Below are 10,109 nucleotides of genomic sequence, written 5' to 3'. Positions count from 1 at the left end.
CGCGGCTTTCCGCGTAGAGACGCTCGAGCTTCGCGCACACGGCCGCTGCGGCCGCCGCGTCGGGCTCGGCGCTCGCGCGGTAGGCGGCGAGCTGGTCGGAAAGCACGTCCTTGGTTTCAAGGAACGTGTCGATCATGTCCTTGCGCAGTACGAGTTCGTTGTTGCGCGCGCGATCGAGCAGCGACTCCAGGATGTGGGTCGTCTCGGTGAGCGCCGTGAAGCCGAACGTCGCCGCGCCACCCTTGATCGAGTGCGCCGCGCGGAAGATCGCCGCCAGATCTTCGGGATCGGGGCGGCCGACGTTCAGGTTCAGGAGAAGCTGCTCCATCTGCGCGAGCAGCTCGTCCGCCTCGTCGAAAAACGTCTGATAGAACTGAGTGATGTCGAGAGTCATTGCTCTTTCACCGCGATTAATGCGTGGGTGGCCGCTGCGTCTGCCGTTGGCAGTGCAAACCGACCGCCGCAGCGCGCCTCATGTCATGTGTTCGGTTCGCCGAGCGCGCTCGCCAGATCGACGAGCAGCTCCGGGTCCACCGGTTTTTCGATCCAGCCGGTCGCGCCTGCCTCGCGAACGGCCGCCTTGAAGCCTTCATCCGACTCCGTGGTCAAGACGAGGATCGGCGTTTCCTGGTACGACGGGTTGTCGCGCAAACGCTTGATCAGGTCGAGCCCGCCCATGCGCGGCATGTACAGGTCGGTGAGCACGAGGTCGAAACGCTGCGCGAGCGCATGCTCGAGACCGTCCTCGCCGTCGTTGGCCACCGTCACCTCGTAACCCGCCGAGCCGAACGCCGCACGCAGGATCTCCCGCATGGACGCCGAATCGTCGATCGCCAGAATATTTCGGATCATCCGTTCCTCGTTCGCGCTTGCCACGCCGCCGTTGTCCCGTTGTTATCGTTCCCCGGCCTCACGGCGCCTCCGACCTGGCGGGCAACGCAGGCGCCAGCTCGGGTGCGACCGCCGGTGCTACATTCGGCGCGGGTGGTGCGACGGCCGCCACCGGTTTCGCCGCCGGCGCTGCCGACAGCAGCGGCGGCAGCTTCTGCGGCGCCGGCGCGGTGCTGTTTGCCGAACCGGCCGAGCCGCCAGCCGGGCCGCCCGACATCAGCGCGCCTGCAGACAACGCCTTGCCGGAGCCCGCCGCGTCGTCGGAGAGCGTGGTCGTGGTCGAGTCGTCGTGCATCAACGCCTCTTCCGACTTCTTGTTCAATACGATGATGCTGATGCGGCGGTTCTCGGGATCGAGCGGATCGGCCTTGTTCAGGTTCTGCGTCGACGCGAGACCCAGTACGCGCAGCACCTTCGCTTCGTCCATGCCGCCCGCGATCAGCTCGCGGCGCGACGCGTTCGCGCGGTCCGCCGACAGTTCCCAGTTGCTATAGCCTTTCTCGCCGCCCGCGTACGGCACGGCGTCGGTGTGGCCTTGCACGACGATGCGGTTGGGCACGTCGTTGAGCGTCTTGCCGATCGCCTGCAGGATGTCGCGCATGTACGGCTCGACCACGTCGCGCGCCGTCGCGAACATCGGCCGCTTCTGCGAGTCGACGATCTCGATGCGCAGGCCCTGCAGCGTCGAATCGATGCGGATCTGCTGCTTGAACTGGCGCAGCACCGGATTCGCCTCGATCGCCGCCATCAGCTTCACCTGCAGATCGTGCAGGCGCACCTGTTCCTGGCGCTCGAGCGAGCCTTGCTGCGTCTTCGACGCTTCGTCGTCGTTGTGCTTGACCGTGTTGCGGTCGGTGCGCGAGGTCATGCCGTCGCTGCGACGCGTGACGCCGTCGTCCTGCGAGGAGATGTCGCGCCCGCCGCCCTTCACGATCGACGAATCTTCCGCGCTGCGGTCGCCGCCCCAGAGCGTGACCTTGAGCGGCTGGTTGAAGTAGTCGGCAATGCCCTTCAACTGCACCGTCGAGGCCGAGCTGAGCAGCCACATCAGCAGGAAGAACGCCATCATCGCGGTCATGAAGTCCGCGTAGGCCAGCTTCCATGCACCGCCGTGGTGGCCGCCCTTTTTCGGGGCGACGCGCTTCACGACAATGGCGCGGTCCTTGTTGTTGCTCATCGGGCCGCCCGCCTTATTTCGCCTTGACGCGGCGCACGTGTTCTTCCAGTTCGGAGAACGACGGGCGCTCGGTCGAGAACAGCACCTTGCGGCCGAATTCCACGGCGATCGCCGGCGCGTAGCCGTTCAGGCTCGCGAGAATCGTCACCTTGATGCACTGGAACATCTTGGTCGATTCGGTCACGCGCTGCTCGGCGAGCGAGGCGAGCGGGCCGATCAGACCGTACGAAAGCAGAATGCCGAGGAAGGTGCCGACGAGCGCCTGGGCGATCATCTCGCCGAGCACCGCGGGCGGCTTGTCGGCCGACGCCATCGTGTGCACCACGCCCATCACCGCGGCCACGATACCGAACGCCGGCATCGCGTCGCCCACCTTCGAGAGCGCGTGCGCGGGCGCTTCGCCTTCGGCGTGATGCGTTTCGATTTCCTCGTCCATGAGGCTTTCGATCTCGAAAGCGTTCATGTTGCCGCCGACCATCAGACGCAGGTAATCGCTCAGGAATTCGACGATGTGCTTGTCGGCCAGGATCTTCGGGTACTGCGTGAAGATCGGGCTCTTCTGCGGATCGTCGATATCCGCTTCGAGCGTGAGCGTCCCTTCCTTGCGCGCCTTCGCGAGCAGGACATAGAGCAGCGCGAGCAGCTCCATGTAGACGTCCTTGTTGTACTTCGCGCCCTTGAAGAGCGTCGGAAGGACGCCGAGCGTGGCCTTGATGGTCTTGATGCCGTTGCCGAGAATGAACGCGCCGACGCCCGCACCGGCGATCATCAGCACTTCCACGGGCTGCATGAGCGCGCCGAGATGGCCGCCCTCCATCGCATAGCCGCCGAAGACCGACAACAACGTCACGAGTGTTCCCACGATAATCAGCACTGCCGGACCCTCACTGGAAGAATGCGCCGCGGACCGTCATTGGCCCGCGCCCTTAGTTGGGTTTACGGCACCAGTGCGAAAAACTTTGGGATTGGATCCGCACGCGGCCCTCGCAGACGCAAACGTTGGAGGGCCGGACCGCCGGAGCGCGCCGCGCGGAGCGGGCGGCGGGGGATGAAACGGCGGAACGGAGCGGGATGAAAGGCGGGACGAAAAGCGCGTCGAACCGTGCGACAGCGCCGCACGTTGCGCGCAGCGACAATCTGTCGCCATTTCCGGATGCGCGGGATCGGGCCGAAGCACGCGCGCACCCGCACTCAGGAAGCGTGGACCGCTTCGGCGTTGCGGCGCGTGCGCCCCGCGCGCGAAGGCGGCTGGCACAGCCCGCAGACGAAGCCGCGTTGCGGATCGTGCGCGTGCGCGACGAAGCGGCCGCCGCAGCGCGAACACGACGTCAGCTGCAACAGTCCGGACGCGAAGTAGCGCACCAGCGTCCAGGCGCGCGTGAGGCTCAGCGCAGGCTCTTCGTCGTGCAGACGCATGTGTTCGAGATAGAGCCGGTAGCTCTTCACGATCGCGCGCACGGTGTCGCAGCGCCCTTGTCCGCTCATGAACAGGAACGTGTTGTAGAACAGCGAGGAATGCACGTTGGGCTGCCACGTCATGAACCAGTCGGTCGAGAACGGCAGCATGCCCTTGGGCGGCGACTCGCCCTTCACTTCCTTGTACAGACGGATCAGGCGGTCGCGCGACAGCGAGGTTTCCGCTTCGAGCATTTGCAGGCGTGCACCGAGTTCGATCATTTCGATCGCCAGCGCGATTTCCTTGACCTCGAGCACGACACTGCGCGGCGCGCCGCGGGTTGTGCCCTTAGTGGCGCCCTTCGTCGCGGTTTTGGTGGACGGCTTCGCCGCGGGTGTGCCGCTGTCCTGCTGGGTGTCGCTGATGCTGATGTTCGTGTCCGCGGAACCGGCCGCGGAATCCAGCAGTGCACAGGGCGCAGCCTGAGAGACTGCGCCTGCCGCGGCATGCGTCGCCGTTAGTGTCGCCATAGACCCCCGAATGGATCACGCGTGGATCCTGGATGGGCGCGGCGCCAGCGGGCCGCGAGGTGAGCCGGGCGGCAGGTCAGTTGACCTGCTCGACGCCCTGGCCGGCCATGAGGATGGCGGAATGCGTTTGCGCGGCTTTGCCCTTGTCGGCGAGTGCGCCAAGGATGGCGTGATCGTCGAAGCGGAAGCGGCACAGCAGTTGATTCGATGCGGCGAGGCGCACCGTCTGCGCGAAGGTGAGATTGGCCAGCACGTCGGCCAGCTGCTCCGAGATGCCCATACGGAACATGCCCGTCGGCCGGTCTTCGCGCAACAGACGTTGCGCGAGCAACAGGTACGACAGATTCACTTCCTTGATCTCGCTGAGCATGTCGCTTTGCGTCGTCGCGCTCATGGATACCCCCGAATTCGAAACGTAGCGGCTGGTCAGGCCTGGTGCGGAAACGTTTGCTCGTTCGACGCAGCGCGGACAGCGCAAGGCGAGGCGAACGGCCCGTTTAGTGGTCGTCCCCGCATTGTGGCTAGGGTGGCCCCAAATGAAAATCGGAAGGATACCGCGACGAGACGCGAGAAAAACACCGCTTAATGTGTAGGTGTTTTTCTGACAAAGATGCAAAAGGGGAGAGAGGAAGGGCAACTAACGATGTTATTGGCATAACAGCCGCATTCCTCTGCAGATTATAAAAGCGAATTCATTGACGCGTAACAGAGATGTGCACGGTCATTCGGCTTTATTTCACAGGGCCGGAACCCATTGATTTTTCCGGGTATGCAACTTGCTCATTCGCAGCGCTTCGCGCGTCACGCTTTGCAACGCGTGCTTACCAGCGGTGTTTCCCGCTGTAACAACATTAAGTGATTGCAAAACAACTCGTCACGCGCACTCAAATCTTCATAATCGGACTCAGGGATAACCCCAAACCGCATGACCACCGCAGTGACCGCGTTCAACAGACGCATTTCACGCGGTCTTTGCCAAGGAGATCAGACCTATGCGAATCGCCCAAATTGCGCCACTTTACGAAGCCGTTCCGCCGAAGCTCTACGGCGGCACCGAGCGCGTCGTGTCCTATCTGACCGAAGCGCTCGTCGACCTCGGCCACGACGTGACGCTGTTCGCCAGCGGCGATTCGGTCACCTCGGCGAAGCTCGAGGCCGCGTGGCCGCGCGCCCTGCGCCTGGACCCGACCGTGCGCGACGCGCTCGCGCCGCACATCGTGCTGCTCGAACGCGTGCGGCGCATGGCCCACGAGTTCGACGTGCTGCACTTCCACCTCGACTACCTGCCGTTCCCGCTGTTCTCGACGCTCGACACGCCGTTCGTCACCACGCTGCACGGCCGCCTCGACCTGCCGGAACTGCAGCCGGTGTTCGACTCGTTCCCGGAAGCGCCGGTGATTTCCATCTCGGACTCCCAGCGTCAGCCGCTGCATCAGGCGAACTGGCTGAACACGATCTATCACGGCCTGCCGAAGGATCTGCTCACGCCGCGCACCGACAAAAAGCCCGAGTACCTCGCGTTTCTGGGCCGCATCTGCCCGGAAAAGCGCGTGGACACGGCCATCAAGATCGCCGCGCTCTCGGGCCTGCCGCTGAAGATCGCCGCGAAGGTCGACAAGGTCGACCAGGATTACTTCAAGACCGAAATCGAGCCGCTGCTTTCGCAGGCGCACGTGGAGTTCGTCGGCGAGATCAACGAAGCGCAGAAGCCCGAGTTCCTCTCCGGCGCAAAGGCGCTGCTGTTCCCGATCGACTGGTCGGAGCCGTTCGGTCTCGTGATGATCGAGGCGATGGCGTGCGGCACGCCGGTGATCGCGTTCAACCGCGGCTCGGTGCCCGAGGTGATCGAGCCGGGCGTGACCGGTTTTATCTGCGAAGACGCACAGGGCGCCGTGGCCGCGCTGCAAAACATCGACTCGCTCTCGCGCGAAGCCATTCGCGCGGAATTCGAACGTCGTTTCACTTCGCACACCATGGCCAGTAATTATCTCGAAAGCTATTCGACACTGATCGAAGCGGCTCGCCGTCCGATGCTGCGCCGAGTCGCCGCGGGAGGCTAATCAACTTGCATGCCTCTTTCTGAGATAAATGACCGGAAAGGGTGAGAAAACGCAAAGTGAATCGTTTGCGCGATGCGTAATTGCGCTTTGCATGAACGATTGCCAACGAGCATTAGCCGTGGTTTACCGCTAGTCGCAAAAAAAGAGCCGCATGGATCATGCGGCTCTTTTTATTGGATAAGCGAATATGACAATGCGACAGCGATACAACAACGATGCGGCGGCGATCGCGTGGGCGATCCGCCGCCCTCACAATCACGCGATCAGATAACGCTCGCGGTTCTTGCCCGCGATCCATTTCGGCGGCTTGCCGCGCCCGCTCCACGTGGCGCCGGACTTCGGATCCTGATAGCGCGGCGGCAGCGGAGCCTTCTTGGGCGGGCGTCCGCGCCGGGCGGCCACGGCGAAGCCGAGGTCCTGCGCGGACAGCCCATACTCCGCGATCTTCTCGCGGATCATGTTGATGACGTCCGAGATTTCGGTACGCCGCGCCTCGTCTGCCTGTTCCTGCAGACGGGCGATCTGTGCTTTGAGTTCTGAATATTGCGACATTTTTCCCTCCCCCCCCTTCTTTGTCAATGTAACCGACTCGAACGGAGATTAGACGCAATGCGTCGAATTAGCAATCGCTATTAATACTGTTTTATAGCGATATTCGATAAATAGCCATTCGACGCAGTTGATGAAATTCGGAACGCATCTGTCGCAATAATGAGAACAATTACATCAGAATTGACAATCCTTGACACCCACTCTTTACGCGACTGCCTAGAATCTGGCATTTCCTGGAGCCGGTGCAATAAGCGGCCCCATCAAATGACTTATTGAGGCGTCACACAATGCACTTATCCAAACGGCTTTTCGCCGAGATGTTCGGCACGTTCTGGCTCGTACTCGGCGGCTGCGGCAGCGCGGTGCTCGCCGCCAGCTTCGCGGGCCCGGTTCACGGCCTCGGCATCGGTTTCGTCGGCGTCGCGCTCGCGTTCGGCCTCACGGTGCTCACGATGGCATTCGCCATCGGCCATATCTCGGGCTGCCACCTGAACCCGGCCGTCAGCGTCGGTCTCACGGTTGCGGGCCGCTTTCCGGTGCGCGACCTCGTGCCGTACATCGTCGCGCAGGTCATCGGCGCAACGATCGGTGCAGCGGTCATTGCGTGCATCGCCTCCGGCAAGCCGGGCTTCGACCTCGTCGCCAGCGGCTTCGCCACCAACGGTTACGGCGACCACTCGCCGGGTCATTACTCGCTCACCGCCGCCTTCGTCTGCGAAGTCGTCATGACCGCGTTCTTCCTGTTCGTGATTCTCGGCGCGACCGACAAGCGCGCGCCCGCCGGCTTCGCGCCGATCGCGATCGGCCTGTGCCTTACGCTCATCCACCTGATTTCGATTCCCGTCACGAACACCTCGGTGAACCCGGCGCGCTCGACCGGCCCGGCGCTCTTCGTGGGCGGCGAAGCCATCTCGCAACTCTGGCTGTTCTGGGTCGCGCCGATCATCGGTGCGGTGATCGCGGGCGTGGTGTATCCGCTGATCGCGGGTCGCCGCGACGCCTGATCGAACGCTGTCACGCCATGTGCGGGCCCACGCCCGCATGCGACGATCACGGGCGCTGCGGCGCCCGTTTTCGTTGGCTCGGCTAGAATCGGACGACCCGATCACCCCGAAATCAAGGCGCCCGTCATGACGCATTCACGATATTCGACGCTGGCGCACCGTGCGAAAAACTGCGCGATCGTCGCGGCCATGGCCGTGACCGCACTCGCGGGCGCAAGCAGCGCCCAGGCAAAAACCAGCCAGAACGTCGAGACGCTGATCTTCGTGCGTCACGGCGAGAAGCCCGACGCGGGTCTCGGCCAGCTCAATTGCAAAGGATTGAATCGGGCGCTCGCGTTGCCCGCGGTGATCGCCGCGAAATACGGCAAGCCCGACGCCGTGTTCGCGCCGGATCCGGGCGAGCAGAAGGACGATCGCGGCCACGCTTACTACTACGTGCGTCCGCTCGCGACCGTCGAACCGACCGCCATCCAGTTCGGCTTGCCGATTCAAACGCCCTACGGCCATTCGCACACCGACGCGCTCGAAAAGACGCTGCTCGATCCGGCGTGGAACAAACGCACCGTGCTAATCGGCTGGGAACATCACGAGATCGAATCGCTCGTGCGCAAGATCGTGGCGGAACACGGTGGCGCGGCGGCCGACGTGCCGAAATGGAAGAGCGCCGATTTCGACAGCATCTACGTCGTGCGTATCGACTGGAGCGGTGAGCAGCCGCGCGCGAGTTTTGCGCACGACCACGAAGGTCTGGATGGACGCGCCGACGACTGCCCGTGCGCGATGCTGCCCGCGTCGCAATAACATCTGTAAAGGCGCCGCATTCTTCAACGCCGCGCCTTTACATCGGCAATGCCGACATCCGTGGAAATCGCGAAAAAAATAACGCTGAAATGCGCGCCGAAATACGCGCCGAAATCAGCGCGCGATTTCGTCTTCGATCGCGAACAGCTTGCGCAGATGATGCGCCACGCCCGCTTCGAAGTTATTGCCGATGCGCGGCACCTGCGGCAGGCGCGTGATCAGATCGGGATTCGCGTTGTTCATCATGAACGGATGACCGGCCGTTTCGAGCATGTCGATGTCGTTCATGTTGTCGCCGAACGCAACGCAGCGCGCGGCCTGCTCATTGAGGCGCTCGAGCACCACGCGCAGCGCACGGCCCTTCGACACGCCGGCCACCATCACTTCGAGACAATCGGGCAGCGAGTAGGTGATGTAGAGCGCGTCGCCGAACTCGCGCTCGAGGCTGCTGCGCACGTGCGCGAGATCGGCCGGATCGCCGATATACAAGGCTTTCGCAATGCCCGCGCCGCCGAGCGAGGCGAGGTCGTCCGTCACGCGATACGTGAAACCCGAGTCCTGATGGAACGCGAGCAGTTCGCGCGCGTCGCGGTCGATGAACCATTCCTTGTCGGTGTAGAGGCTCACGATCACGCGGCCATGCGCGCCCACGGTATCGGGCGCAACGAGCCGTCGGATCATCGGCTCGGGCAGATTGCTCGCGTGAATCAGCGCGTCGTCGGGAGCGTGCACGCGCGCGCCGTTCGAGGTGATCAGATACGCGGGCACGCCCAGCACGCCGCGAATGGCCGCGACATCGCAATAATGGCGGCCGGTCGCGATGATGAACCGGATGCCCTGGGCGTCGAGCGTTTGCAGCGTGGCAACCGTGAACGGATCGACCTGATGGTCGGCGTTGAGCAGCGTTCCGTCGAGATCGGTTGCGATGACCTTGTACATGGCGATTCTGGCGGTGAGCGGGGAAACCCTGAATGCTAGCACCTTGTGCCTGGCGGCGTGGCGGCGGCTCGGCGAGAACCAGCGCGCTGCACGCGCCGCGCGCTCAACCAGGTTCGAGCGGATTCGACCCGATTCAGGCGCATTCAGACACGCCCAAGCCGGACCGCTTCGCGCTGCGCAAGCCGCAACGCGCCGCTCGCGGAGTCGGCAAGCGGCGCACGCAGACGTTCGCGCACGGCTTGCGGCACCCATTCGCGCAACGGCTGACCAAGGCCGCCCGCGAGCGCGGCGGGCAGCGACGCGGCCGGATCGAGCGCAGTGATCAGACGCGCGACAGCTTCACCGGCTTCAGCGAGCAGTTTGCGCACGAACGGATGCTCGCGATGCGCGAGCACCACGGGCGCGAGGCTCGCGTAAGCGGTCTGATTGGCCGCGCACAGCCAGACGATCAGACTCTCGCGGTCGCGCGATTGCGTCTGCGCGAGTAGCGCCTGAGACAGCGCGTCGGGCTCGACGCGTCCGTCGAGCGACTGCTGCGCCCAGACGATCGCACGCAGACCGAACCACGCGCCGCTCGCTTCGTCGCCGGAAGGAAAGCCGAAGCCGCCTGCGATTCGGCACTCGCCGCGCGCGTCGAGCGCCGCCGCGACGCTGCCGGTGCCGAGCGCGACCACCACGCCCGGCTCGCCGCCGTGTGCGCCGAGCAGCGTGGTGTAGGCGTCGCTCTCGACAGCAAGGCCCGCGACCGGCGGCGCCGCG

Annotated in this window: 12 protein-coding genes and 1 pseudogene; 4 read left to right on the top strand and 9 right to left on the bottom strand. The window is 64.1% G+C overall.

What is annotated here, in order from left to right:
- From G3N97_RS32675 to flhC, 5 genes and pseudogenes are all read right to left on the bottom strand, one after another.
- Window positions 1–394: Hpt domain-containing protein (locus tag G3N97_RS32675; RefSeq protein WP_205997051.1), on the bottom strand; the 394-nt coding region annotated here is incomplete at its 3' end.
- An 83-nt stretch (window positions 395–477) separates the two neighbouring features.
- Window positions 478–852, bottom strand: a complete 375-nt coding sequence (locus tag G3N97_RS32670) for a response regulator (RefSeq protein ID WP_065065597.1) — start codon at window positions 850–852, stop codon at window positions 478–480.
- 280 nt (window positions 853–1,132) lie between these two features.
- Window positions 1,133–2,068: pseudogene (motB, locus tag G3N97_RS32665) on the bottom strand (flagellar motor protein MotB); the annotation flags it as partial.
- 13 nt (window positions 2,069–2,081) lie between these two features.
- Complete coding sequence (gene motA, locus G3N97_RS32660) at window positions 2,082–2,942, bottom strand: flagellar motor stator protein MotA (protein ID WP_074982811.1); 861 nt, start codon at window positions 2,940–2,942, stop codon at window positions 2,082–2,084.
- Between the two features lie 317 nt (window positions 2,943–3,259).
- Window positions 3,260–3,745 carry a flagellar transcriptional regulator FlhC gene (gene flhC, locus G3N97_RS32655; protein ID WP_065065301.1) on the bottom strand — a complete coding sequence of 162 codons (486 nt, stop codon included), beginning with the start codon at window positions 3,743–3,745 and terminating at the stop codon, window positions 3,260–3,262.
- A gap of 22 nt (window positions 3,746–3,767) precedes the next feature.
- Between flhC and G3N97_RS39745 the strand changes: the two genes are divergently transcribed.
- Complete coding sequence (locus tag G3N97_RS39745; RefSeq protein WP_241030974.1) at window positions 3,768–3,950, top strand: hypothetical protein; 183 nt, start codon at window positions 3,768–3,770, stop codon at window positions 3,948–3,950.
- 120 nt (window positions 3,951–4,070) lie between these two features.
- Here the strand turns inward: G3N97_RS39745 and flhD are convergent, their stop codons facing one another.
- Window positions 4,071–4,388 carry a flagellar transcriptional regulator FlhD gene (gene flhD, locus G3N97_RS32650; protein WP_065065249.1) on the bottom strand — a complete coding sequence of 106 codons (318 nt, stop codon included), beginning with the start codon at window positions 4,386–4,388 and terminating at the stop codon, window positions 4,071–4,073.
- A gap of 598 nt (window positions 4,389–4,986) precedes the next feature.
- Between flhD and G3N97_RS32645 the strand changes: the two genes are divergently transcribed.
- On the top strand, window positions 4,987–6,054 hold the full coding sequence (locus tag G3N97_RS32645) for a glycosyltransferase family 4 protein (protein WP_205997048.1): 1,068 nt from the start codon (window positions 4,987–4,989) through the stop codon (window positions 6,052–6,054).
- 255 nt (window positions 6,055–6,309) lie between these two features.
- On the opposite strand, the gene G3N97_RS32640 is transcribed toward G3N97_RS32645, so the two are convergent.
- Complete coding sequence (locus G3N97_RS32640) at window positions 6,310–6,606, bottom strand: H-NS histone family protein (RefSeq protein WP_205997047.1); 297 nt, start codon at window positions 6,604–6,606, stop codon at window positions 6,310–6,312.
- Between the two features lie 287 nt (window positions 6,607–6,893).
- Between G3N97_RS32640 and aqpZ the strand changes: the two genes are divergently transcribed.
- Together aqpZ and G3N97_RS32630 are read left to right on the top strand one after the other, a co-directional pair.
- On the top strand, window positions 6,894–7,610 hold the full coding sequence (aqpZ, locus tag G3N97_RS32635; RefSeq protein WP_205997046.1) for an aquaporin Z: 717 nt from the start codon (window positions 6,894–6,896) through the stop codon (window positions 7,608–7,610).
- Window positions 7,611–7,736: 126 nt separating this feature from the next.
- The gene (locus G3N97_RS32630; protein WP_205997045.1) at window positions 7,737–8,411 is read left to right on the top strand and encodes a histidine phosphatase family protein; all 675 of its coding nucleotides are present in this window, start codon (window positions 7,737–7,739) and stop codon (window positions 8,409–8,411) included.
- Between the two features lie 114 nt (window positions 8,412–8,525).
- Here the strand turns inward: G3N97_RS32630 and G3N97_RS32625 are convergent, their stop codons facing one another.
- The gene (locus G3N97_RS32625; protein WP_205997044.1) at window positions 8,526–9,350 is read right to left on the bottom strand and encodes a Cof-type HAD-IIB family hydrolase; all 825 of its coding nucleotides are present in this window, start codon (window positions 9,348–9,350) and stop codon (window positions 8,526–8,528) included.
- A gap of 143 nt (window positions 9,351–9,493) precedes the next feature.
- A partial coding sequence (locus G3N97_RS32620) for a BadF/BadG/BcrA/BcrD ATPase family protein (protein ID WP_205997043.1) occupies window positions 9,494–10,109 on the bottom strand: 616 nt, incomplete at its 5' end.

This window comes from Paraburkholderia sp. Ac-20347 (assembly GCF_017104805.1).
Lineage (GTDB): Bacteria > Pseudomonadota > Gammaproteobacteria > Burkholderiales > Burkholderiaceae > Paraburkholderia > Paraburkholderia tropica.
Note: the sequence above shows the minus strand (reverse complement) of the source record. Positions and strands in the feature narration are given on the sequence as shown.

Coding starts and splice junctions, on each gene's coding strand:
- G3N97_RS32670 (WP_065065597.1), bottom strand. CDS start 852: ATGATCCGAAATATTCTGGCGATCGACGATTCGGCGTCCATGCGGGAG.
- G3N97_RS32630 (WP_205997045.1), top strand. CDS start 7,737: ATGACGCATTCACGATATTCGACGCTGGCGCACCGTGCGAAAAACTGC.
- flhC (WP_065065301.1), bottom strand. CDS start 3,745: ATGATCGAACTCGGTGCACGCCTGCAAATGCTCGAAGCGGAAACCTCG.
- G3N97_RS32640 (WP_205997047.1), bottom strand. CDS start 6,606: ATGTCGCAATATTCAGAACTCAAAGCACAGATCGCCCGTCTGCAGGAA.
- flhD (WP_065065249.1), bottom strand. CDS start 4,388: ATGAGCGCGACGACGCAAAGCGACATGCTCAGCGAGATCAAGGAAGTG.
- G3N97_RS32625 (WP_205997044.1), bottom strand. CDS start 9,350: ATGTACAAGGTCATCGCAACCGATCTCGACGGAACGCTGCTCAACGCC.
- aqpZ (WP_205997046.1), top strand. CDS start 6,894: ATGCACTTATCCAAACGGCTTTTCGCCGAGATGTTCGGCACGTTCTGG.
- G3N97_RS32645 (WP_205997048.1), top strand. CDS start 4,987: ATGCGAATCGCCCAAATTGCGCCACTTTACGAAGCCGTTCCGCCGAAG.